The organism is Nosocomiicoccus sp. HMSC09A07, assembly GCF_001808485.1.
Lineage (GTDB): Bacteria > Bacillota > Bacilli > Staphylococcales > Salinicoccaceae > Nosocomiicoccus > Nosocomiicoccus ampullae_A.
In genome coordinates this window covers 151588-174871 of record NZ_KV793627.1, presented here as the reverse complement: position 1 = coordinate 174871, position 23284 = coordinate 151588, and the positions used below count along the sequence as shown (strand labels likewise).

Annotated in this window: 25 protein-coding genes; 1 reads left to right on the top strand and 24 read right to left on the bottom strand. The window is 33.6% G+C overall.

Going from position 1 to position 23284, the window contains the following annotated elements:
* The first annotated feature begins 1 nt into the window (after position 1).
* Entirely contained in the window at positions 2 to 2248 is a 2247-nt protein-coding gene (locus HMPREF3177_RS01650; protein ID WP_070456544.1) for a transglycosylase domain-containing protein, read from the top strand.
* A gap of 37 nt (positions 2249 to 2285) precedes the next feature.
* Here the strand turns inward: HMPREF3177_RS01650 and nth are convergent, their stop codons facing one another.
* From nth to HMPREF3177_RS01530, 24 genes are all read right to left on the bottom strand, one after another.
* A complete protein-coding gene (gene nth, locus HMPREF3177_RS01645) occupies positions 2286 to 2951 on the bottom strand; it encodes an endonuclease III (RefSeq protein WP_068128456.1) in 666 nt (221 codons plus the stop codon).
* Between the two features lie 2 nt (positions 2952 to 2953).
* Positions 2954 to 3553: a DnaD domain-containing protein gene (locus HMPREF3177_RS01640; RefSeq protein ID WP_070456542.1), complete on the bottom strand. Its 600-nt coding sequence runs from the start codon at positions 3551 to 3553 to the stop codon at positions 2954 to 2956.
* Positions 3554 to 3615: 62 nt separating this feature from the next.
* A complete protein-coding gene (locus tag HMPREF3177_RS01635) occupies positions 3616 to 4800 on the bottom strand; it encodes a pyridoxal phosphate-dependent aminotransferase (RefSeq protein ID WP_144265401.1) in 1185 nt (394 codons plus the stop codon).
* 32 nt (positions 4801 to 4832) lie between these two features.
* Complete coding sequence (locus HMPREF3177_RS01630; protein WP_070456540.1) at positions 4833 to 7331, bottom strand: exonuclease domain-containing protein; 2499 nt, start codon at positions 7329 to 7331, stop codon at positions 4833 to 4835.
* 9 nt (positions 7332 to 7340) lie between these two features.
* Positions 7341 to 8102, bottom strand: a complete 762-nt coding sequence (locus tag HMPREF3177_RS01625; RefSeq protein ID WP_070456538.1) for a biotin--[acetyl-CoA-carboxylase] ligase — start codon at positions 8100 to 8102, stop codon at positions 7341 to 7343.
* Positions 8089 to 9270: a CCA tRNA nucleotidyltransferase gene (locus tag HMPREF3177_RS01620; RefSeq protein ID WP_070456536.1), complete on the bottom strand. Its 1182-nt coding sequence runs from the start codon at positions 9268 to 9270 to the stop codon at positions 8089 to 8091. The genes HMPREF3177_RS01625 and HMPREF3177_RS01620 overlap by 14 nt, the downstream gene beginning before the upstream one ends.
* Entirely contained in the window at positions 9260 to 10408 is a 1149-nt protein-coding gene (gene bshA, locus HMPREF3177_RS01615; protein WP_070456533.1) for an N-acetyl-alpha-D-glucosaminyl L-malate synthase BshA, read from the bottom strand. Before bshA ends, HMPREF3177_RS01620 begins: the two co-directional genes overlap by 11 nt.
* Positions 10409 to 10500: 92 nt before the next feature.
* Entirely contained in the window at positions 10501 to 11199 is a 699-nt protein-coding gene (locus tag HMPREF3177_RS01610; protein ID WP_070456531.1) for a zinc metallopeptidase, read from the bottom strand.
* Between the two features lie 53 nt (positions 11200 to 11252).
* Positions 11253 to 11810 (bottom strand): DUF1405 domain-containing protein, encoded by a 558-nt coding sequence (locus tag HMPREF3177_RS01605; protein WP_246827337.1) that lies wholly within the window; start codon positions 11808 to 11810, stop codon positions 11253 to 11255.
* A gap of 78 nt (positions 11811 to 11888) precedes the next feature.
* Positions 11889 to 12683 carry a menaquinol-cytochrome c reductase cytochrome b/c subunit gene (locus tag HMPREF3177_RS01600; protein ID WP_070456528.1) on the bottom strand — a complete coding sequence of 265 codons (795 nt, stop codon included), beginning with the start codon at positions 12681 to 12683 and terminating at the stop codon, positions 11889 to 11891.
* A 28-nt stretch (positions 12684 to 12711) separates the two neighbouring features.
* Positions 12712 to 13386, bottom strand: a complete 675-nt coding sequence (qcrB, locus tag HMPREF3177_RS01595; protein WP_040928134.1) for a menaquinol-cytochrome c reductase cytochrome b subunit — start codon at positions 13384 to 13386, stop codon at positions 12712 to 12714.
* A gap of 19 nt (positions 13387 to 13405) precedes the next feature.
* Entirely contained in the window at positions 13406 to 13906 is a 501-nt protein-coding gene (locus HMPREF3177_RS01590) for a Rieske (2Fe-2S) protein (RefSeq protein WP_068128436.1), read from the bottom strand.
* 113 nt (positions 13907 to 14019) lie between these two features.
* Positions 14020 to 14448, bottom strand: a complete 429-nt coding sequence (locus tag HMPREF3177_RS01585; RefSeq protein ID WP_068128434.1) for a DUF2487 family protein — start codon at positions 14446 to 14448, stop codon at positions 14020 to 14022.
* A gap of 26 nt (positions 14449 to 14474) precedes the next feature.
* Positions 14475 to 15740 carry a tetratricopeptide repeat protein gene (locus HMPREF3177_RS01580; protein ID WP_070456526.1) on the bottom strand — a complete coding sequence of 422 codons (1266 nt, stop codon included), beginning with the start codon at positions 15738 to 15740 and terminating at the stop codon, positions 14475 to 14477.
* The gene (gene aroA, locus HMPREF3177_RS01575; RefSeq protein ID WP_083286819.1) at positions 15733 to 17028 is read right to left on the bottom strand and encodes a 3-phosphoshikimate 1-carboxyvinyltransferase; all 1296 of its coding nucleotides are present in this window, start codon (positions 17026 to 17028) and stop codon (positions 15733 to 15735) included. Before aroA ends, HMPREF3177_RS01580 begins: the two co-directional genes overlap by 8 nt.
* On the bottom strand, positions 17025 to 18068 hold the full coding sequence (gene aroB / locus HMPREF3177_RS01570; protein ID WP_070456523.1) for a 3-dehydroquinate synthase: 1044 nt from the start codon (positions 18066 to 18068) through the stop codon (positions 17025 to 17027). The genes aroA and aroB overlap by 4 nt, the downstream gene beginning before the upstream one ends.
* Positions 18068 to 19234 (bottom strand): chorismate synthase, encoded by a 1167-nt coding sequence (aroC, locus tag HMPREF3177_RS01565; protein ID WP_070456521.1) that lies wholly within the window; start codon positions 19232 to 19234, stop codon positions 18068 to 18070. Before aroC ends, aroB begins: the two co-directional genes overlap by 1 nt.
* A gap of 62 nt (positions 19235 to 19296) precedes the next feature.
* Positions 19297 to 19743 (bottom strand): nucleoside-diphosphate kinase, encoded by a 447-nt coding sequence (ndk, locus tag HMPREF3177_RS01560; RefSeq protein ID WP_068128426.1) that lies wholly within the window; start codon positions 19741 to 19743, stop codon positions 19297 to 19299.
* 63 nt (positions 19744 to 19806) lie between these two features.
* The gene (locus HMPREF3177_RS01555) at positions 19807 to 20763 is read right to left on the bottom strand and encodes a polyprenyl synthetase family protein (RefSeq protein WP_068128503.1); all 957 of its coding nucleotides are present in this window, start codon (positions 20761 to 20763) and stop codon (positions 19807 to 19809) included.
* Positions 20747 to 21454, bottom strand: coding sequence for a demethylmenaquinone methyltransferase (locus HMPREF3177_RS01550; RefSeq protein ID WP_068128425.1), 708 nt, complete (start codon positions 21452 to 21454; stop codon positions 20747 to 20749). The genes HMPREF3177_RS01555 and HMPREF3177_RS01550 overlap by 17 nt, the downstream gene beginning before the upstream one ends.
* The gene (locus HMPREF3177_RS01545) at positions 21444 to 21908 is read right to left on the bottom strand and encodes a hypothetical protein (protein ID WP_070456519.1); all 465 of its coding nucleotides are present in this window, start codon (positions 21906 to 21908) and stop codon (positions 21444 to 21446) included. The genes HMPREF3177_RS01550 and HMPREF3177_RS01545 overlap by 11 nt, the downstream gene beginning before the upstream one ends.
* 58 nt (positions 21909 to 21966) lie before the next feature.
* Complete coding sequence (locus HMPREF3177_RS01540; protein WP_040928142.1) at positions 21967 to 22239, bottom strand: HU family DNA-binding protein; 273 nt, start codon at positions 22237 to 22239, stop codon at positions 21967 to 21969.
* Positions 22240 to 22344: 105 nt separating this feature from the next.
* Positions 22345 to 23085 (bottom strand): hypothetical protein, encoded by a 741-nt coding sequence (locus HMPREF3177_RS01535; protein ID WP_070456517.1) that lies wholly within the window; start codon positions 23083 to 23085, stop codon positions 22345 to 22347.
* Positions 23078 to 23284, bottom strand: coding sequence for a DUF2768 domain-containing protein (locus HMPREF3177_RS01530; protein ID WP_083286818.1), 207 nt, complete (start codon positions 23282 to 23284; stop codon positions 23078 to 23080). Before HMPREF3177_RS01530 ends, HMPREF3177_RS01535 begins: the two co-directional genes overlap by 8 nt.

Here is a 23284-nt window from a genome sequence, read left to right as displayed (position 1 = left end):
AATGAAAGATCCTTTATCTAGAAATAAAAGGAATAAAATGAATAAGAAAACATTGTGGAAACGAATTGCACTAATCTTTATGATGGCAGCTGTTTCTATCTTTGTTTTAGGGATAGTCGTATTTGCTTATTTTGCATCGACTGCGCCAGCATTTAGTGTTGAAAAGCTAAAAGACCCTATCCCTTCAAGAGTATTTGACCGTAACGATGAACTCGTTACAACAATTTATCAAGGTATTGAACGTGAATATATCGATATTACCGATACACCAGAACTTGTTACAGATGCAGTCCTTGCGGTTGAGGATAATAGATTCTATGAACATGGAGCGATTGACTTCAAACGTCTTGGCGGTGCTGTTATTAGTAACATAACAGGTGGATTTGGTTCTCAAGGTGCGTCGACGATTACTCAACAAGTTGTAAAACGTGCGTTTTTAACTGAAGAAAAAACGATTAAACGTAAAGCTCAAGAAGCATATTTATCGTACCGACTCGAGCAAGAATATGCGAAAGACGATATTTTAGAAATGTATTTAAATAAAATATATTATTCAGATGGTATTTACGGTGTAAGAACAGCAAGTTTATATTATTTCGATAAAGAACTCGATGACTTAAACTTAAAAGAAGCGGCTTATTTAGCTGGATTACCAAACTTACCAAACGTTTATAACTTATATGTAGACGCTGAAGCGGGTAATAAACGTGCGAACCAAGTACTCGCGCTTATGTTACACCACGGACGTATTACTGAAGATGAGTATAACGAAGGAGTAAATACTGACTTAACAACAAATTTAGTTGCAAGATCTGATGAAGAACGTTCTTCAACTGAACCGAAAGACCCACAATATGCATCATATATAAACGTAGTCAAGCAACAACTTGAACAATCAGATGAGTTTAAAAATATAGATATTTCAGAGCTACTCTCGTCTGGTATAGATATTTACACAAATATGGATGCAAATATTCAGCGTACGTTACAAAACACTGTAAACGATAAAGACTTTTTCTATGGTGATAAATTTAAAAGCGATGATTTTAATATCGCATCTTCAATTATAGATACACAGTCAGGTGCATTAATTGCGATTAGTGGTGGTCGAGATTATCAGGAAGTCGTTAAAGAAAACTTAGCAATCACTCAGCATAATACAGGTTCTACAATGAAACCGATTCTTTCATATGCACCAGCAATTGAAAATATGGAAGTGCCGACGAACTATACGATTCAAGATGAATACGAATATAGCCCAAAACATTTTGAAGGTAAAATTTATAACTATGATAACCAAAGCCATGGAACTGTAACAATGCGTGACGCATTACGTAAAAGTTACAACATCCCAGCAGTTAAGCTTTTTGAAGAAGTGCGTGAAGAATCAGGAGATAATGTACCTGAACAGTTCGCAAAAGATTTAGGGTTAGATTATTCAAAAAAATCTGATGGTAATTATACGTTATCATTTAACGATGTTCTCGGAGGTAACGAATCTAGATTTAGCCCACTTCAAATGGCGCAAGCGTATGCCGCATTTGGTAACGGTGGTACATTCAATGAAGCGGGAGCCGTTCGTTACATCATAAATTCTGAAAACGAACAAGTCGACATGGAATATGAAAGCCATGAAGCAATGAAAGACTCTACAGCATATATGATTACAGATATGTTAAAAGGTACGTTCCAACCATACGGAAGTGCGGATTATATTAATATGAATGGTTTAAATATCGCAGGTAAAACAGGAACGACGTCATATTCAGAAAGTATGTTAGCTGAATATAATTTACCTTCAAACGCTGCAAAAGATGCGTGGATGGTCGGATATACTCCGGAATATACGATGAGCGTGTGGACAGGATTTACAAGTACTAAAAAAGACGGTGCGACGTCATTTGTCGGAACACAAGAACATATCACACCACAGTGGTTCTTCCAAAATATTATGACACAAATTAGCACGTATAACGGTCAAGACTTCACGATGCCAGAAAGTGTGACTTTTGTGGGTGGTCAAGAATTAGGTGTAGTAAATAGTTCTTTCCAATTTAACCCAAATCGAATTAGACGATACTATTACGAAGCACCTGAGGAAGAAACTGAGGTTGAAGAGGATAATACTGATGAAGAAGTTATCGATGAAACTGAGCCAGAAGAGCCTGTAGAGACACCAGAAAATGGTGATGATGGCAGTACGGATAATTCAGATACTACAAACCCAGACACCGATAGCGGTGAGTAAAATTTAATACAAATAAAAAAGCAAAGTAATTTCTAAATTACTTTGCTTTTTGTTTTAATAAATTTCTCTCTCTTTTTTGTCCTTCTCGGCACATGTATAAAAGTGGACATTCAAAACATTTAGGATTTCTCGCTAAACAATGATAACGTCCAAAGAAGATAAGTTGATGGTGCGCTTTACTCCATCTATTTTCTGGGATTTTTCTCATCAATGTTTCTTCGACTTGGTTTACATTATCTTTCCAACGTGCGATTCCTAGTCGTTTTGAAACGCGTTCAACGTGTGTATCGACAGCGATTCTTGGAGTGTCAAACGCGACACTTAATACGACGTTAGCTGTCTTTCGACCGACTCCTGCAAGTGTTATGAGTTCTTCGTAAGTCGTCGGTACTTCTCCATTAAATTTATCGATTAAATCTCTACATAACTTTTGTATGTTTTTTGCTTTCGTACGGTATAGTCCAATTGATTTGATATCGTTCTCTAGTTCTTCTAGTGGAACGCTTAAATAGTCTTCAGGTGTCTTATATTTTTGAAATAACGTATCTGTCACTTTATTTACAGATACGTCTGTTGCTTGAGCAGATAATAATACTGCAATTGTCAGTTCAAAATCATTTGTATAATTTAGCTCTGCTTCCGCATCTGGAAACATCTCATGGATAATATCGAGTGCTTCCATCGTCTTTACTTTACTCAGCACGACTAAATATCTCCTTTTAACCAATTTTTAAACGGAATAACCGGTTCATTGTTTGATTCTTTTTTTATACTATTCAGTATTTTTTCGACATAACTTAATGATGTAATATCATTTTTATAGGCAATATCAACGCCTTCCTTGATTTGATCTACAGAATATCCATCATCTCTTAACCACGCCGTCATACGTTCATACTCACTCGGTCCGAGCGTTCGTCCGTATAGCTTTTCAATATATTGAAATAGATCACTCACATCATTTTTTGTATAAGTATGGGTAGCTTTATTTGTTATGATATTTTCAAGTTTTTTATACAGCGGATTAAAATCGTAACTTTCTACGTGTTTTCCACTAACCACTTTATTATTAATTCCAATAAATTGATTAGCAATTAAATGTTGTATTAACTTTGATAGTTCTTCACGAGTAAAAGTTGAACCGTCAATAATATCATTAAATGTAACTTCTGTTAGACCGTCATTACTATAACTCATTAGACGGATTAAAAGCATCGTCATCTTTTCATCGAGCCCAATAGTTGCATAGTGATCGATTAAAATTTTATTGACAGGAATATTTATATATTTAATATATTCATCCATCCTACTCTCTCCTAGTCGCTAACAATAAAGAGATATTAGCAACTAATATCTCTTTAGATCGATTATTTGTTTAAATATTTGTTAACAAAAGTTTGAATACGTTCTATCGCTTCAGAAAACTTTTCTTCACTTAATGCATAACTGAAACGTAAGTTTGAGGGTATACCAAATGCAGATCCTGGTACGAGTGCTACGTACTGTTCTTTCAGTAGCTGTTCAGTGAACTGATCAACACTTTCAAAATTACATTTTTCAACGAGTTCACTCACATCAGGGAATAAGTAAAACGCTCCATTTGGTTTTGCACATTTTATATACGGAAGCTTTTGAAGTTGACTATATGCGTGATCTCTTCTTTTCTTAAATGTTTCATTATATTCTTTTAAGTATGAATTATCTAACTCATAAGCTTTTAATGCTGCGTACTGCGCAGGTGTTGTAACGTTTGAGACAGATTGACTTTGAAGTTTAGACATCGCTTTGATTAATTCTTTGTCACCACAAGCAAAGCCGATTCTCCATCCCGTCATTGCATATGATTTACTAACACCATTAACGACAATTGTATTTTGTTTCATCTTTTCACTCATTTGAGCGATTGAGTAATGCGCGCCTTCATAAACGAGCACTTCGTAGATTTCATCTGAAACGATAATAATATCTGTTTCATCTAAGTAATCTGCAAGTCTTTGAAGCTCTTCTTTACTGTAAACTGCACCAGTAGGATTGTTCGGTGAATTTAATACGAGAGCTTTTGTTTTATCTGTCACGTACTGATCTAATATTTCAGGTGTAAGTTTATAGTCTGTTTCACTTGTCGTTTCAGCAATTACCGGTACACCTTCTGCAAATTTTACTTGATCACCATAAGATACCCAGTACGGAGAAGGAATAATTACCTCATCTCCCGGGTTTAAAATCGCAAAGAATATATTAAATAATACTTGCTTTGCACCTGCACCGACAAAAATTTCATCGACTGAGTAATCCAAGTTATTATCACGTTTCATTTTGTCTTTTATTGCTTCACGTAGTGGCAAAATACCAGGTGTTGCAGAGTATTTTGTTTGCCCATTTAACGCTGCTTCATGTGCTGCTTCTATTACTTTTTTTGGAGTGTTAAAATCTGGTTCCCCGGCAGATAAACTGATGACGTCATTTCCTTCTTCTTTTAGGCGACGTCCTAAATTTGTTATCGCTATTGTCGGACTTGGCTGTAAGAGGTCCATTCTATTTGAAATTTGCACTTTGTTTCCTCCTAAAAATCATATTAATATAATTATAATCTAGATAACATCTCAATGAAAGCGGTCCTATCACCGTGTATAAGACTTTTCTCATTAAAGTACTTTAAAAATGCATTACGATACGGTTTTTCGAGCAATCGCTCATCAAATAGCACAACACGGCCACGGTCAGAATCATCTCTTTTAATGCGCCCAACAATTTGTCTAAACATAAATACTGCATCAGGCAGGTCGTGTTTATAAAAATGTCTAAAACCTTTACCTGTTGGTACTGGGAAAGGTAACTTAGTTAAAAAGATTGTACGTTCGTTTAGATTTTCCAAATTAATTCCTTCAGTAAAACTTTCAGTTGCGAGTAATATACAATTTTGAAGCTGATTATACTGAAGTAATATTTTACTAGGTGTATCGTTTTTATTTTGTTTGATAATAGGAATATCAAACAGTTCACCGTCTAGTAAAAATTGATAGACTTCGTTTAGCAATTTATAATTCGTAAATAAAACGATTACTTTATCTTCTTTAATTGAATGATAAATCGATAAATAATCGACTAAATCTTCAATATATGAATCTCTATCATTTAGGTCGTGAATATCGTTCGGTATAAATAGTTCTACGTCTTTAAACAAATTATCATTAGCAATAATTTTTGTATCAAATTCATCTAAAAACCACGGTTCTAGATGTTTAAATGATCCATTAACTTCTAATGTACCAGAAATTAAAACTTGTCCGTGGAGCCCTTTTAAATGATGAAATAGACGGTCTTTACAATTATTGTTAACGAGTAACGCTGTTTTTTGATAATTATTGTCTTGATGGATAGTATAATTATCTAACGTTAAACTCTTTTGCATATCTTTTAATTTAAACTGAAAATGCTTTAAATAATTATAAAGAGATTCATAATTGTTCGTGTCGACAATCGATTTTAGAACGAAATCGATTAAGTAATTTGAGTGATTTAATTGTTGAATTGCTCGTTTTATTTCCTCGATACGTAATGATGAAAATACATCATCGATTGTTTTATTTAAATCTGTAAGCATACGTACAAGAAAGTCTTTTGCTCGAATATCATTATGTTCAAGATATTCTTTTAACATTTTATCTTTATTGTTTATACCGATTTGAGATAGTAAAAATTTAAGGTCCATATATTTATATTCTGTGATAGACTGACGCTCTACAGTATTTAACACTTGGTGTGCTTCATCGACAATTAAATACTTATTATCGAGTTCTGATAAGCATTCTTCAATAAAGTAATGATTTGTAATGCAAATACGGCTATTTTTTGCATGTTCCACTGCTCTATTATAAAAATAATTGTCATTAGAATTGATTTGAAAATGTGCAGTGTCATAGTAAAGTCGTTCTGGTCCTTTTAATGAAATCTCACCTAAATCACCGGTCATCGTCTCTGTTAACCAAACGAGCAATTTCATTTTTAACATGACAATTTCATAGTTATCATCTTTAAAACTTAAGAGCTTTAAAATGGTATCTATGTCGACGTAATTTGTTTTTCCTTTTAACATAGATACTGGTAATTCATTTAATTTAGACGACTCCAGAAGACGAATTAAACTTTGATAATACATTTGATCTTGTAAAATCTTCTTACTTGTAGAAATCAATACATGCTGATTTGTCTCATTTGTATATACGATACTCGCGATTAATATTGCTTCTGTTTTACCTAGTCCCGTATAAGCTTCTAGAGCAATATTTTTATTTTCTTTTAGTGCACTATAAATCGTATATATTAAATCGAGTTGATCTTGGCGATGCTTAAAGTTATTTTGATCTATAAAATTTTTATACAAGTCCTCTATTGTGATTTTGTGATTTGATTCAAAGTTAAATTTTGGATGTTGTATAGATAGTGACTGCACTGTATAATCCGCGTCTCTATGATTATTTTCACTTAGAGAAGCAAATAAAAGATCACTGACATTTGTTTCGAGATATTTTGAAATGTTATATAGACGTATTATCGTCTCTTTGTCGAGTTGATTAATTCGCTCTAAAATTTTAATAAATAGTTTTGCTGTTGCAAGTGCATCATCATAGGCACGATGTGCATGTTTTAAAGATAAATTAAGAGTCTCAGACAACATACCAAGTTGATAAGAGCTCAATGTAGGAAAAAATATTTTAGATAAATCGACTGTATCGAGTGTTAAGTGTGGTTGAAAATGAATACCTGTATTTTGGAATGCGACTTTTAAAAAATTAAGATCGAATTCAATATTATGTGCGATGAAACAACAGTTTTCTAGTAATTCGTATACTTCATTTGAAATATCGTTAAACTTCGGTGCTCCTTTAATATCCTCTAATGTAATAGAAGTTAATTCTGTTACAAAAGCTGGTATATCAGAAGCATCCGACAATAAAGTACTATATGAACTGATTGCTTCGTTATTTTTTACAAATACAATGCTTAACTCGATGATATGATCTTTTAATGGATCATTACCTGTTGTTTCTAAATCCACAACAGCAAAACAACTGTCTAACATACTAAATCCCTACTCTTCTATATCTGCACTCAAAACTGATTTAATTTGACCGTCTCGGTCGATTACTTTCAGTATACCAAAATCATCTATATCTATCGCTGTAGCCTCGTACTGTTCTGAAGGTGTTGTGATGATAATTTCTTTACCTAATACGGTTGAATAACTGACATACGTATCTCTAATCATACTAAAATCATTTTTTAAAAATAAATCATAATACTTTTCTATATTTTGAAAGAGTGTTTTTACAAATGCTCCAACATCTATCTCTTCATCAGCAAAAGTTTCTAATGCAGCTTTCTTACCTACTTCAGATGGTGAATTGAAAATATTTACACCAATACCACAAACGATAGTATCAAATTGACCGTCTGGGATCATCTCTGTTAAAAAACCACAAAGTTTTTTGCCTTCTACGTATATATCGTTCGGCCATTTTATACCAATCGGACGATTTATAAAGCGTTCAATTGTTTTTGTAATAGCGAGAGCAATAAATAAATTAAACTGCATAAGTTTGTCTCGTTTTACATTTGGGCGAACGACAAACGTGCTATAAAACCCACAATTATCTGGTGATTCAAATTCTCTTTTAAATCTACCGACACCTTGTGTTTGATGTAGAGACGACACGACAAAAGAATTTTCAATTTCAAATAGTTTCTCTTTAGCTATTGTTTGTGTCGATGTCACGACATCTTCAAAAATGATATATTTAAAATATTTACTATTCTCTGCTGATTGTAAAACTGACTGTTTAATGATATTCATTGTGCACCCACTCTATAATTGCGTCAAAATCGTTTGGTAATGTTTCGAACAATATTTGGCGTTCAATTTCATCTAATAACTCTTTTAGCCATGGTCCACCACGTTTATTTAAAGAATTCATTAAATCGTTACCGTTCACTGCAAGATCTTTTTTACTTTGAATTGTTAATGATTCTTTCTTTTGAATTGCTTCTAATAGGTCATCTTCCATATTTATATTTAATGCAGAGTTATCACTTAAGATTTTTAACATATTTTTTAACAACATTGTGTCGTATTTATAGGCAACAATGACTGTTTCTAATTTGTTTTTTAAGTCATCGTATAATTGAATTGAAGTGTTTATATACTTTTTGTCTTCATTCGATAGTTTTAATTCATTTTTAAATGAGACACTATCATTGAATAATAACTGTATAATAATTTCATTATTTAATGTATGTACTACAGACTTTTTTAAATCATCTTTACCCACACGATTAAAAAATGGAATGTATTTATACATATCGCTTTCTATTAGTAATCTTTTAGACGGTTCTATATTTATACCCTTATATAGCTTTTTCAATTCTTGCACAATACGTTCTACCGATATATGTTGAACGTTAGAAACTAACTTTTTAATCGCATTATATGAATCTTCATTTAAATCAAATTGTAGTTGAGACATAAAGCGTAATGCACGTAACATTCTAAGTGCGTCTTCATTAAATCGTTCGTCTGGATTACCGACGGTGATAATTTCTTTATCCTCTATTGCGGATTGTCCGTCATAAGGGTCATACAGCTTAAAATGTTTGTCCATTGCGATTGCATTCATCGTAAAATCACGTCTTGCGAGATCTTCTTTTAACGATGTTGTAAATTCAACACTGTCCGGACGTCTAAAGTCTGAATACGTCGTTTCAGTACGGTACGTCGTCACTTCATAAGGTGTTTTGTTAATAACGACTACAATAGTCCCATGCTCAATACCAACATCTATCGTATGTTTAAATAATGCTTCAATTTGTTTCGGTAGCGCATTTGTCGTGATATCGATATCACCGACTGATTTACCCATACAATAGTCTCTAACTGATCCTCCAACATAATATGCTTCAAATCCGTTAGATTCTAATGTATCTAGAATAAATTGTCCTTCTTTAAATGCGTTCTTATTTGTCATGGTTATTGTCCTTAATAATCGATCTGTATAAGTCTTCATATTGAGCGACGATTTCTTTTTCTGAGAAACGACTTCTGACGTCTGTAATCATCGCTTCTCTCATCTCGTTATATAACGCTTCGTTTGTCATAAGCTCTACTGCATATTGAGCTGCATTTTCTTTATCCATCGGATCAACGATAAATCCTGTTTTTTCATGTTGAATCACTTCAACAATTCCTCCCGCATTTGAACCAATTGGAACACAGCCACAGTTCATAGCTTCAAGAAGTGCAAGACCAAAACTTTCTTTTAAACTCAGTAACATAAATAAGTCACTCATCTTATAAAATGACGTCATATCTGATTGTCGTCCGACGAGATGTACGTTATCACCAACACCTAATTCATGTGCCAAGTCATATACAACACTCATTTCTGGCCCATCCCCAACTAACACAAGATCACTTTTAACTGATTCTCTAACTAATTTAAAAGCTTCTACAATTGTCGTTATGTTTTTAATTTTTCTAAAGTTGGATGAATGAACAATGACTTTAGAATCTTCATCAATACCAAGATGCTGTTTCATACGACTTCTAACTACTTCAATATTGTCACGATTAAATCGTTTTTCATCGACAAAGTTATAAATTGTTTTAATCTCTTTATTAGGTTGAATCATTTCTTCTGTTTGCTTTTTTAAACTATAAGACACAGCCGTTGTAATATCAGATTTCTCGATACCAAAGCGAATCGCAGGCTCTAAACTTCTATCATGACCTAGTACTGTAATATCTGTACCGTGAAGTGTTGTTATAATGCCTACGTCACGTTTTGACATTTGATTTGCTAAAATACCTGCAACCGCATGAGGAATTGCATAATGCATATGTATACAATCTAATTGATGTACATCGATGACTTCAGCAATTTTCGACGCGAGTGTAATATCATATGGTCTATATTTAAAAACGTTATAATCATTAATTTCTACTGTATGGACATAAATGTTTGAGTAGTTTCCTGCGAGACGAAATGGAACACTTGATGATATAAAATGGATTTCATGACCGAGTTTCGCCATCTCAATTGCGAGTTCAGTCGCAACAATTCCACTTCCACCAACACTTGGATAACATGTTACTCCTATTTTCATTTAAATCCTCCTAACATACGTATTATTTATAAGTATAATAAAGAATAGTTCTATTGTGAATTAAAAAAACTACTCAATAAATATTGAGTAGTTTAGTTATTACGTGCTATGAGTATTAAACGAACGAGCTCTGCGATAGCAGTTGCTGTTGCTGCTACGTATGTCATTGCTGCTGCACTTAATACTTTTTTAGCATGTCTGTATTCTTTTTCGTTAACGATATTTAAACGTTCTATTTGTTTCATCGCTCGATTTGATGCGTCGAACTCAACAGGTAATGTGACGATTTGGAATAATACAGCGAATGCAAATAGTCCAATACCACCCCATAATAGGTAAGTTCCAAGAGTCGGACCAGATGATTGCATACCAGCTGTTAAAACGATACCTGCCATAATCAAGAAGAAAGCAAAGTTACTTCCGAATTGTGCAAGAGGGAAAATCGCGGCTCTTAAATTTAAAAATTTGTAGCCAGTTGCGTGTTGAATCGCGTGCCCTACTTCGTGTGCTGCAACTGCTGTACCAGCAACTGATGGTTTGTCATAGTTATCTGGTGATAATACGACAACTTTTTTCCCTGGATCGTAGTGGTCTGTTAAATGGCCTTTGCCTCTTAGTACTTCTACGTCATAAATACCATTTTCTCTTAAAATTAACTCCGCAACTTCCTTACCAGTTAAATCACTCGTCGAACGTACTCTACTATACTTTCTAAACGTAGACGTAACATTCATTTGAGCGAGCATAGGTACGATTAATAGAATTGCGAAATAGATAATATACATTAACATAAAACAACTCTCCTATTCTCACTTTACATCATACTTTAATTATTAATTTAAAGTCAACGCATACGATTTATTGGAACTAACGTTTTAAGTAGTATTAAAACGATAACCGTTAACCAAAACGATAAATAACCAATATGATCACTAAAGCGGTCTAATGACCCGTATTTTGGGTATTGCATATATACATAATCAATCACATCGTTGTGGAATAGCCAAAAGGCTGTTACATAAAAATGCCACGGTTTTATCTCTAAATGTGGTAAAAATAAAAATGCTTGAAGTGCCATAATGCTATGAGAAAAAATAAGCATGACACCGACAGGTGTTATCATATTTATCTCTATAAAATATAAAAAGTTCATAATTACAGCCCAAACACCGTATTTGATTAATGTCGTAAAAGCTAATGCGTCGATGAGACCATATTTTTTATTAAATAAAATCGCTAGTATGACGATACATAAGAATAAAGTTGCAGTTGGACTATCAGGAACAAATGGATAAAAATACCATTCAGTAACGGATAACTGCCCTCGGTACCAGTAGTAACCATAAATGGTACCTAAAAAGTTAGATATAAATAACAAAATTAAAAATGTTCTATTATACATTAATTGATAAAGATAATGAATCATACATTCACCTATAAAAATACCCCCAATGCTTACTGCATCGAGGGTATGATTTAATTATTTTTCACCAGTGTTTTCAGCGTTCTTTTTATCTGTAAGTTCAAGGTTTGCTATGAATTTAGAGATTTCGTCAATCTCTTCTTCAGTCAGCGTATCTTTGAACGCTGGCATAGTTTGTGTACCGTTTTCTACGAAAGCTTTAACAGTTGCTTCGTCAAGCTCAGGAGTTACTAAGTCCGGACCTGATGCACCTGTTAATTCTCCTCCGTGACAACTTGTACAGTTCGTTCTAATTAATTCATTGAATACTGGATCTTCTGCATCTAAGTTAGAGAACACAATTTTACCTTGTTCAGATTGTTGCTCCCAATCGTGATATGCAACTGATTCCCATGTTGCATAGAAAATAATTGCTACAGAAACTACCATTAAGCTTGTTGCTACTGGACGTTTTTTCCAGTTTCTATGTTTAGAGTTATCTAACCAAGGCATTAATAGTAATGCACCCATTGCTAGACCAGGAATAATAATCGCACCAACTACGTTGAATGGACCTGAAGCATATGTGTACTTTAGAATCTGGTATAAGAATAAGAAATACCAGTCAGGTAACGGAATGTAACCTGTGTCAGTTGCATCAGCCATTCTTTCAAGAGGTGCCGGGTCAGCAACGATTAAGCATAGGAAACCGACTAAGAATACCGCGCCCGTTAACCACTCTTTTAATAAGAAGTCGGGATAGAATTCTTCTGTTCTACCAGGGAATTCTGAGTAGTCGCGATTTAATTTCGGCTTTTCGTAGCTTTGAACTCGTGAGTCTCCAACAAATTTAAGACCTTTACCGCGCTTCATTGATTTCTACCTCCCCTTAAATTAGGTCCTATAGTGGACCTGAAATTCCTTGTCTACGTATTAGGATAAAGTGTATCCCCATTAATACAAATAATGCCGCAGGTAGGAAGAATACGTGAATCGCAAAGAATCTTGTTAATGTTTGTGCTCCTACAATTTCAGCATCTCCTGCGAGTAATGTTTTAATCCATTCACCGATAAATGGAACTGATTCAGCAATATCTAAACCAACGTTAGTTGCGAATAATGCTTTCATATCCCATGGTAGTAAGTATCCTGTGAATGCTAATCCAAGCATAACCATGAAGAGTAGAACACCTACAACCCAGTTTAACTCACGTGGAGATTTATAAGCACCTGTAAAGAATACTCTTAGCGTATGTAAGAACATCATTACAACTACTAAACTTGCACCCCAGTGGTGCATACCGCGAACGATCATACCAGCCGCAACATCGTTCTGTAAGTAATATACAGAATTCCAAGCGTTAACGATGTCTGGTACGTAATACATTGTTAAAAACATACCGGATAGAACCTGAATTACTGTAATGAAGAAAGTTAATCCACCAAAACAGTAGACGAATGCTGAGAAGTGATAGGCAGGGTTAACGTGCTCAGGCACTTCGTGATCAGCGACGTCTCTCCATATCGGAGTGATATCAATTCTATCATCAATCCAATCGTAGATACGATTTAGCATAAAATCCCTCCTATTTTACTCAAACAAGCGTGTTCTCTTTTTTCTTACCAATTGTGATGTACCCATCTTTTTCTCCAACCTCGAACTCATCTAATGGTCCACGTGGAGGTGTTCCTGGTACGTTGTTACCATCTTTAGTGTACAGTCCGTTATGACAAGGACAGAAGAACATATCTGGGTTACCATCGTCTCCAGCCCACGTTACTGTACAACCTAAGTGTTTACACACTGGTGATAAACCGATGAGCTTATTACCATCTTTGTAGACCCATGCGAAGTTTGTAACTTCACTTTCGTACCAAGCATCTTGTTGAGTAAATGTGAAATCAACCTTTTGAGGTTCTTCTGTTATTTCACTTACTTTAACGCTCGTAACGATTTCGTCACCTTCAGCATCTGTCTGGAATAATGGATCTAAAGCGAATCTACCCATTGGTAGAATCATTCCGGCTGCCATAAAAGAACCGACACCCATTAATGAATAGTTTAGAAATTGGCGTCGAGTAACTTTATTTGACATTCCATTTCCCCCCTCAAACTTACAAACTTTTCTATATTAATAACTAAGACATATTAAGTTTATCCTATTAAATAAGCACGGTCAATAAGTCTTTTCATATTTTAGACAAACTTTTATTGATTCCAAAATTGAATAATTTGTTTTAATACATTTGTCATCTCATCTTTTACTAGAGATTGCATCACATCAGGCTCCATTGTTTCTAAAGGAATGCTATTTAGCTTAATGAGTTCTAAGTCGTTGATATCACGTGGATTCACAGTTAATACAACGACGTGTTTAAAGCCAAATTCCTTTAATTGAGCACCATAATCTGAGACGTGTGACACGTCGTTGTTAATTACAGAAAATAAGGGTGTGATAAGTAATCGACCTTTTAGTTGTTTCTCTAGCAAATAAATTACGTGTTGCATGAGTTCAATGTTATTTGCGTTCTCTTGTCTTCTATTTGTAATATCAATATCTATGACAGGTATAATCGCAGTGTCTACAAATTCAATTTCATCTTGTATAAGAGATAAGTCTTGATAATTATATAGCATTAAAATCCCTCTTTAATAATTATATTCTAAAAATGATCGATATCATCTTGTATACGTTCTAACTCTAACTGCCATTCTGGATTTGATGGTTCCAGTGCAATCAACTGTTGTAAGATATCTACTCGTCGTTCATCTCTAATTTCGCTTAGATAAGAATAATAATCTGATAAAAATTCAAGCTTATCTTTTAAAAACTTAGCAGCTTCTTCAAAATATTGCATTGCATTTTCATCATTTTCATTTCGCGCTTCAATCGTTCCAAGTAAATGAAGTGCTTCAGGTGATAATTCTTTAATATCTAAATGTTTTATATAATCGTTAATTTCATCAGTCGTATCGGACTCTAATATACTTTGGAATAATTTTAATAGTGCATCTTCATACTCAATATCTAATTCAGTTGCACGCTTAAAATAACCTTTAGCATCTTCTAAAGAACCGAGCTTTAAGCTTAAACGACCGAGATGGTAAAACATTAGCGGATTTAGATCATCGATGACGACGTAATCTTTTAATAGCTCAGTCGCACCTTCAAAATCGTACTCTTTTTCTTTAATCTTCATAAGTAAAATATATGCGTTCGTATAGTACGGTTCATTTTTTATAACGTTATCTAACATTTTCTCAGCTTCATTATATTGTTCTAGCTGGAAGTGAACGAGACCTTTTAAGAAATAGTCATCATTTTCTAGTTCATGGTCCTCTACTTCATTGAAATAACTTAATGCCATTTCTGACTCCATTAAATTACTATAAATGTTAGCAAGTCTTAAATTAATGTTAATATTGTTGATACGGTCAACTGTCTTTAACGTGTTTTTATAGTAATAAATTGCTTCTGTTAAATTACCTTCATAATAATATAATTCAGCAATTGCAAAATCTATAATTGCGTCATTACTTAAAGAACGAGCTTTCATTAAATGCTTTAATGCGACATCGTTTAAATGCATTTGTTGAAATACTTCTGCTTTTAAAAATAACACAGTCGGTGTTTCTTTTGCCTCATTTAAAAGAAGTAAGGCATTATCTATGTCGCCATTTGTAATATAAATATCAATGAGATAGGAAAGTATATTATCATCGTGTTCATTAGACTCATATAGATATTTAAAAATTGTTAGTGCATAATTTTTTTCACCAATTGAATCTAATAAATCTCCTAAGACAAAAAGGAGTTCTTCATCTTCTTCTGTATAATCATTAAGATGATTAACAACCGCTTCAATCGTCGCTTGATTATACGTTCCTGTTTTTAACTCATCAATTGCCTTCGTAATTGTATTATTCATAGTCCACCTCTATTTCCAGTGATTCAATATCTTTTAATATATTTGGGTACGACACGTTTAAATGAGTCGTATCATCGATATTGAGTCGTTGATTCATTTTTATTGTCATAATGATTAGCATCATAATGATTCGGTGATCGCTATAACTTTTTAATTCTTCATTTGCTTTTTGTAAGTTTTGGTTCTCTAATATTTCAAATCCATCATCATAAATATTAAAATCTGCACCGAATTTTTCTAGTTCACGTGTGACCGCTAATATGCGATCAGTTTCTTTAACTCGTAATTCGTGTGCATCCCGTATTATACTTTTACCATTCGTAAAGAGTCCGAGGACTGTAAGAATTGGAATTTCATCGATTAGCTTTGGAATTAATGGCCCGTCTATAATAAACGGTTTTAGATTTTCCTTATATTTTACGCGGATATCTCCATACGGTTCACCGGCGTTATTTCTTTCTAAAACTTCAATATCTGCACCAATCATTTTAAAAACAGTAATAATGCCATCTCTAGTTTTATTTAGAGATACGTTTTCTATAGTTATATCACTTCCAGGAATAATTGCTGCAAGAACCATTAAAAATGCAGCACTTGAAATATCACCAGGAACGTCAACCTCTTTTCCTAATAAATTATAGCCAGGGTGTACGGTAATCGTATTACCATCAGTATGAATATTCGCTCCAAAATCTTCTAACATACGTTCAGTATGATCTCTAGAAATATCTTTTTCAATGATCCTCGTTGGACCTTTTGCTCCTAACGCTGCAAATATAATTGCACTTTTTACTTGAGCACTTGCGATTGGCATATGATACGTAATACCGTTTAGAGATTTTCTTTTAATATTAATTGGAGGAAAATTTTCACGTGTAAGTTCTATAGAAGCGCCCATTAGCTCAAGTGGTGTCTTTATACGCTGCATCGGACGTTTTTGTATCGTTTCGTCACCATTAATAGTTGCATTGAAGTTTAAACCCGCAATAACCCCTGTTAAAAGTCTTGTTGTTGTACCGCTGTTTCCGGTATATAGTATGGTGCTAGGTTCTCTTAGTGACTCCACACCATTACTTTTTATAACGATTTTCTCATCTATTAATTCAATTGATACACCGAGCTGTTTCATACAATCGATTGTCATTAAAATATCATCACTAATTAACGGACGATATATTGTCGTCGTACCTTTACTTAAACTCCCTAATATAACTGCACGGTGCGTAATTGATTTATCTCCAGGTACTTCTATCGTGCCTCGAAATCTCTTTTTATATTTATCGATCATATAATCTCCTGAAATTCTTTTAAATAATGTGTTAATTCATCGATACATATATTATCAAACTTTGGTGTACCGAATGCTTCAAGTAAAACGAATTGAATTTTGTCAGTTTCATTATTCTTTTTATCGTGTGACATCCGTTCAATTAAACTCGGAATATTGAGTTCGTTTAAATAAGACACGTCATAACCAACTGATTTAAAATATTCGACATATTTTTGTAAATTGAATGATTTATTTAGTCGCTCATTTGAAACATAAAGCATAAATAATAAACCTAAGACTACCGCATGTCCGTGCTTTACTTGATATTCATATTCTAATGCATGACCTAATGTATGTCCTAAATTTAATGCTTTACGGACGTTAGATTCCGTTTCATCTTCTGTGACATATCTAAGTTTTGTTTTAATACCAGTAATAATAAATGGCTCTAGTTGTTCTATGTGTATACAAGGTCTATTTTGATGCATTAAATTTTCTACAGTAATTTGATCATTTAACATTGCATGTTTAATGACTTCTCCGAATCCACTGAGTATTTCTTCGTCATCTAACGTCTTTAAAAAGTTTAAATCAAAAATAACTGCTTTTGGACGATAAAATGTGCCGACTAAATTTTTTCCATGTGGACGGTTAATTGCGGTTTTACCACCGACAGATGAGTCGTGACTAAGAAGTGTAGTTGGAACGTGTATATAATCGACACCACGAAGTATAATACTTGATAAAAACGCACCCGCATCCCCTGTCGCGCCACCACCGATAACGACGATTAAACTATTTCTTTTTATATTTAAATCTAATAGTGAATCAATTGTATTCATAACGGGATTAATATGCTTAAAAGCTTCACCTCTCGGTGCTTTTATTACATGATTAAGCTGTGAAAATTTAGTTTCATATAATTCATATACATATTCATCGATAATATAATAGACATCTTTATAGTCTTTTGTGTAATCATGAATAAGTGTGTCATAAATATTATGACCGACATGAATCGTATAATTGTCATCATTATAAGTCGTTTTAATGTCCATTAGTATTCCTCTAAACGCTGATTATATTTTTTTATATTTTCTTGAATATCTGAGAAATCATCGCTACCAAACTTATCCAATATCGCTTTTGTAATCTCGATTGCAACCATATGTTCTGCGACGATACTCGCTGCCGGAACAGCAGTTGGATCACTACGTTCAATCGTCGCCTTAAATGGTTCTTTCGTGTCGATATTGACACTCATTAATGGTTTATAAAGTGTTGGTATTGGCTTCATTACTCCGCGTACGACAACAGGCATACCTGTTGTCATTCCACCTTCAAAACCACCTAAATTGTTTGTTCGTCTCGTAAATCCATCGTTAGGATTATATAGAATTTCATCATGGACTTGACTGCCTGGATAGTTAGCCATCTTGAATCCCATTCCAAATTCTACACCCTTAAATGCGTTAATGCTAACGATAGACTGTGCAATTTTGCCATCGAGCTTTGTATCGTAATGTACGTGTGAACCAAGTCCAACAATCGGATTTTTAACGATGACTTCTACAACTCCACCGAGCGTATCTCCAGCTGCTTTTGTTTGATCGATTAACAATTCAGCTTCTTTAGTTTTGTCATCCGAAACCATTCGAACAGAAGATGATTCTTTATTATTTTTAATTTCATCAAACGTATATGTGCCGTCATCTATAACTGTACCTATTTGAACGACACGACTTGTCATTTCAATATTTAAAGCGTGCAATAACTCTTTACAGAGTGCTCCAACGAGTACACGTGCTGTCGTTTCTCTTGCTGATGAACGTTCGAGTACGTTTCTTAAGTCTCTGTGATTATATTTCATTCCACCGACTAAATCAGCATGACCAGGTCTTGGTTCTTTAATCACTCTTCTCATCTTTTTAATTTGTTCATCTGTAATCGGTTCAGACTGCATCACGTTTACCCATTGTTTGAAATCATCGTTATTCACTTCCATTTGAACGGGACTGCCTAACGTATAGCCATGTCTTACGCCACTACCAAATTCAAATGTGTCTTTCTCTATTTGCATACGCCGACCTCGACCGTATCCACCTTGACGCATGAATAATTCCTTAGTCATACGTTCTTTATTGATCGGAACATTTGAAGGAAATCCTTCAACAATCGCCGTCACTTTTTTACCATGAGATTCACCTGCTGTTAAAAATCTCATTGAATCCACCTCTTATTTATATAAAATAAAAAGCTGAGTAGTTATACTCAGCCTTGTTATCATTAATAGATCCAATCTTTATTGATTAAGCTATAATCGATAAGCTCTGATTCATCAAAGAAAAGATTAATTTCACGCTCAGCACTTTCAGGTGAGTCTGAACCGTGAATAATATTTTTACCAACTGTTAAACCAAAGTCTCCGCGGATTGTTCCTGGAGCTGCTTCTTGAGGGTTTGTAGCACCAACAACTAAGCGAGCAGTACTGATGATGTTTTCACCTTCTAAAACCATTGCGAATACTGGTCCTGAAGTAATGAAGTCTACTAACTCACCGAAGAATGGCTTTTCGCTGTGTTCACCGTAGTGAGTTTTAGCAAGCTCATCTGATACTTGCATTAATTTTGCACCTACAATTTTAAACCCTTTGTTTTCTAAACGCTCAACGATTGGTCCAATAAGGTTTCTTTGAACGCCGTCTGGTTTAATCATTAAAAATGTTCTTTCCATTTGACATAATCTCCTTTAACTAGTCTCTGTATATCATATCATTTATGAGTAATAAATGTCACTTTAATTTAATCTGTCTCTCAGTTTTTCTACTACTTCAACTAAATATTCTTTAATTGGTGACTCAATATCCGTCACATTTTGTAATGCGTCATCTAAATATTTATTACTTATTGCTTTTGACTCTTGAATCGCATTAGATTCTAATATATATTTGGATAATTCTTCACTGTTTGCTCTATGCTTACTATACTTTTTTAACATTGATCTAAATGTGCTATCTTTATTTCTGAGTAATAGTACAGGTAATGTATAATGACCATTTTTTAAATCTGAAAATTTAGGTTTACCAAGGATTTTTTCACTAGCTGTAAAATCTAAATAGTCATCTATAATTTGAAAACTCATTCCAACGTTATATCCGTATTCAATCAAAGATTTAAGTACTTTTCGATCAACATTGGTAGCAAATGCTCCAAGTTTAATACTTAATACGATGAGTAACGCTGTCTTTTTATAAATTTTATCTAAATAATTATCTATTGTCTGCATATCGTCAAACTGAGTATCGAATTGGAATAGCTCTCCCTCTACAATTTGACGCATCGCAAGAGCATATGTGTCGTGAAACTCTTGATGTTCTATGTGAGACACTGCTTCTATCGCACTGGAAATTAAAAAGTTACCTGTATTAACTGCTTGAAAGTAACCATGTTTATAAAACGTAGTCTTACGTTTTCTTCTCGTCTCTGAGTCATCGATAATATCATCATGAACTAAGCTTGCCATATGAATTAGTTCTAAACTCGCTGCAGTTTTAATTAAATCATTATATTTATCTTTGTCCCCTAATTTACCAACGAGAAGTGCAAGTGATGGTCTAAGCTTTTTACCGCCTGTGACGTATAAATTAAAACTTTCATCGTTTACTATAGAAGTTCCTGGGTCTAGATTCTTTTTAATATACGCCTCTATTTTCTTTAAATCAGGCTTTATAAAAGATTTAAACGGTTTTGTCATAATCAATCGGTTTATATGCTAAATGGGTTGCAGCCATACCCATGTTATGAGGGACTATTTTTATATTTGTAAACCCAGTTGAATCCATTAAATCTTTTAACTCTTCTTTTGATAGAAAATCTCTCGTTGACTCATAGAGCCATTTGTACTCTTCGCCACTTTTCGCAAAGATTTTTCCAAATAATGGCATGATTTTACCGAAATATATGTTAAATAATGTCGCAACGACTTTGTTATTCGGATTAGATGTTTCTAGAATAACGAAATGACCGCCTGGTTTTAGGACTCTAGCCACTTCAATAAGCGCTTGTTTATAATCTGGTAAATTTCTTAAACCAAAACCAATCGTAATCAAATCAAACGAATTATCTTCAAACGGTAAATCCATTGCATCACCTTGAAGTAACTCTACATTTTGAAGATGTTTCACTTTACTCTCTGCAACTTTTAGCATGTTTTCACTGAAGTCTAATCCAATTACATTTACATTAGGATTACTTTCAGCAAGTTGAATTGTCCAGTCACCAGTTCCACAACATAGATCTAATACATTATCATCATCGTGAAGAAAAATTTCAGACATCGTCTTTTTACGCCATACATCATGTTGTTTAAAACTTATAATGTCATTCATTTGGTCGTAATCTTTTGAAATTGTGTTAAATATATTTTGTATTTTATTATCTTTCATTATTTTCACCATCATCTAAAAATGCTTCAATCGTTTTATCTATAGTGTTACTGATATATCCATTTGAAATTAAATAATCAATCGGCGTAAACAATAACTCTTTTTTATTTTTAAACGATAATATTTGATTCATTTCATAACATTTTGATTTTTTTGAGATTGATTGTTTTGTTAGCACTACTATATCAGATAGTATTTTGTAATGACCTTTATCTGCCATCGCACTGTAAAACTCTGTCATTAATAAATCATTGTATAAAATATGTGTTTCGACTGAATCTTTGTTAGGCTCTTCATCGAGTAGAAGTAATGCGATATTAAATTTTATAACAGCTTCAATCATTTCTTTATCTTTAAATAAATAATATGTATCATCAGTTAGTTCATTTACAAAATTTGTATATTTGTTTTGAATGTCATCATCAAAATAAGTCATAATTTCACTTAACGCCAACAAAAAAATCACCCTTATAAATGAATAGACCTAACATCAGTTAGGTCTATTAAAATTCTTATTTTACTGCGTCTTTAAGAGCTTTACCTGCTTTGAAAGCTGGTACTTTAGATGCTGCAATTTCAATTTCTTCACCAGTTTGTGGGTTACGTCCTTTACGTGCAGCACGCTCACGTACTTCGAAAGTACCGAATCCGATTAATTGAACTTTTTCACCTTTAGTTAGTGATCCTTGGATTGCTTCGAAAACTGCGTCTACAGCAGCACCTGCATCTTTTTTAGTAAGATCAGCTTTGTCGCTTACTGCGTTAATTAAATCAGTCTTGTTCATAATTAAATGACCTCCTAGATTCTATATAATGATTAATCATTATGTTTTGACTTTACCACAGGAATGCCGTCACTTCAACATATTTCAGCATTCTTTAGTATATTATTATTTATTTGCTTCTTTTTTTATTTTGCTCGTCATAAAGATAACATTATTGTTTTCATCGACGGTTAATTCTGGACTGTAAATCGGTACGACAGGTGTATGTTCATATAAGACGTGGCGTACGTCTTCGCCAGGTTTAAACGATAATTCTTGGTCATCAATGATATGTTGCACATCTTCACGATAATCAACTAAAAATTCTTCTCCACCATTAAAATATACGTTTAATGAATTACCTGTATATGGGCTCGTAACTGTTGGATTTTGATCGAGATGATAATGGTCTAAATCTAACATATAAACGTTTGGACCGACCATATCACCTAATTTAACATGATCACTAAGTACGTTTAAACGAGTCGTTAACGAGCGAATTGTGTTCGTAATTCTTAAATCTGCGATTTTTACTTTAGGGTCTGTATCTTCATCGATAATGACATATTGATAATGTCCACCATTTTCAAACGCTGTCGGTGGAATATCACTAATATAGTCCGGAACTAATTTGTTAAAGTCTACTTGGTATTGTAAATACTCTCTATTTTCTAGATGATTTTCAGTTGTTTTAAATGGTAATAATCCATCGTTATCTTCTTGGAATTGTTTGACTGCGTTCTCGACCATTTTAATTTGTGATTCTTTTGGCTGTGCATTTTTATCACGCTCACTCTGTGGATACATACAAGCACTTAGTAAGAGTGAAACTGATAATAAAACGAATAGTTTTAATGCGTTACGCATGGTTACTGCCTCCTAATACGAGTATCATTGTTATAAATGCAAATATTAGAAGTAACCATGCAATAATTGACATGATAATACTTACGAAACGATATGGCATTTTATAACGTGCGATATATATTAAGAGTGCCGCAAGTGCCATCGCACCCATCGAATAAAACGACACCCACATTAAATCCATTCTAGATATATCAAACAT

Excerpts from the sequence above, each read along its gene's own strand:
- HMPREF3177_RS01555 (WP_068128503.1), bottom strand. The coding sequence starts at position 20,763 with ATGACAAAACCGTTTAAATCTTTTATAAAGCCTGATTTAAAGAAAATA.
- HMPREF3177_RS01550 (WP_068128425.1), bottom strand. The coding sequence starts at position 21,454 with ATGAAAGATAATAAAATACAAAATATATTTAACACAATTTCAAAAGAT.
- ndk (WP_068128426.1), bottom strand. The coding sequence starts at position 19,743 with ATGGAAAGAACATTTTTAATGATTAAACCAGACGGCGTTCAAAGAAAC.
- aroB (WP_070456523.1), bottom strand. The coding sequence starts at position 18,068 with ATGGACATTAAAACGACTTATAATGATGACAATTATACGATTCATGTC.
- HMPREF3177_RS01630 (WP_070456540.1), bottom strand. The coding sequence starts at position 7,331 with ATGTTAGACAGTTGTTTTGCTGTTGTGGATTTAGAAACAACAGGTAAT.
- HMPREF3177_RS01605 (WP_246827337.1), bottom strand. The coding sequence starts at position 11,810 with ATGTATAATAGAACATTTTTAATTTTGTTATTTATATCTAACTTTTTA.
- HMPREF3177_RS01625 (WP_070456538.1), bottom strand. The coding sequence starts at position 8,102 with ATGAATATCATTAAACAGTCAGTTTTACAATCAGCAGAGAATAGTAAA.
- HMPREF3177_RS01640 (WP_070456542.1), bottom strand. The coding sequence starts at position 3,553 with ATGGATGAATATATTAAATATATAAATATTCCTGTCAATAAAATTTTA.
- bshA (WP_070456533.1), bottom strand. The coding sequence starts at position 10,408 with ATGAAAATAGGAGTAACATGTTATCCAAGTGTTGGTGGAAGTGGAATT.
- HMPREF3177_RS01540 (WP_040928142.1), bottom strand. The coding sequence starts at position 22,239 with ATGAACAAGACTGATTTAATTAACGCAGTAAGCGACAAAGCTGATCTT.
- HMPREF3177_RS01580 (WP_070456526.1), bottom strand. The coding sequence starts at position 15,740 with ATGAATAATACAATTACGAAGGCAATTGATGAGTTAAAAACAGGAACG.
- HMPREF3177_RS01610 (WP_070456531.1), bottom strand. The coding sequence starts at position 11,199 with ATGTTAATGTATATTATCTATTTCGCAATTCTATTAATCGTACCTATG.
- HMPREF3177_RS01620 (WP_070456536.1), bottom strand. The coding sequence starts at position 9,270 with ATGACAAATAAGAACGCATTTAAAGAAGGACAATTTATTCTAGATACA.
- HMPREF3177_RS01585 (WP_068128434.1), bottom strand. The coding sequence starts at position 14,448 with ATGCTATATAATTATCAAGACTTATCTCTTATACAAGATGAAATTGAA.
- HMPREF3177_RS01650 (WP_070456544.1), top strand. The coding sequence starts at position 2 with ATGAAAGATCCTTTATCTAGAAATAAAAGGAATAAAATGAATAAGAAA.
- HMPREF3177_RS01600 (WP_070456528.1), bottom strand. The coding sequence starts at position 12,683 with ATGAAGCGCGGTAAAGGTCTTAAATTTGTTGGAGACTCACGAGTTCAA.
- aroC (WP_070456521.1), bottom strand. The coding sequence starts at position 19,234 with ATGAGATTTTTAACAGCAGGTGAATCTCATGGTAAAAAAGTGACGGCG.
- HMPREF3177_RS01535 (WP_070456517.1), bottom strand. The coding sequence starts at position 23,085 with ATGCGTAACGCATTAAAACTATTCGTTTTATTATCAGTTTCACTCTTA.
- HMPREF3177_RS01530 (WP_083286818.1), bottom strand. The coding sequence starts at position 23,284 with ATGTTTGATATATCTAGAATGGATTTAATGTGGGTGTCGTTTTATTCG.
- qcrB (WP_040928134.1), bottom strand. The coding sequence starts at position 13,386 with ATGCTAAATCGTATCTACGATTGGATTGATGATAGAATTGATATCACT.
- HMPREF3177_RS01590 (WP_068128436.1), bottom strand. The coding sequence starts at position 13,906 with ATGTCAAATAAAGTTACTCGACGCCAATTTCTAAACTATTCATTAATG.
- aroA (WP_083286819.1), bottom strand. The coding sequence starts at position 17,028 with ATGATCGATAAATATAAAAAGAGATTTCGAGGCACGATAGAAGTACCT.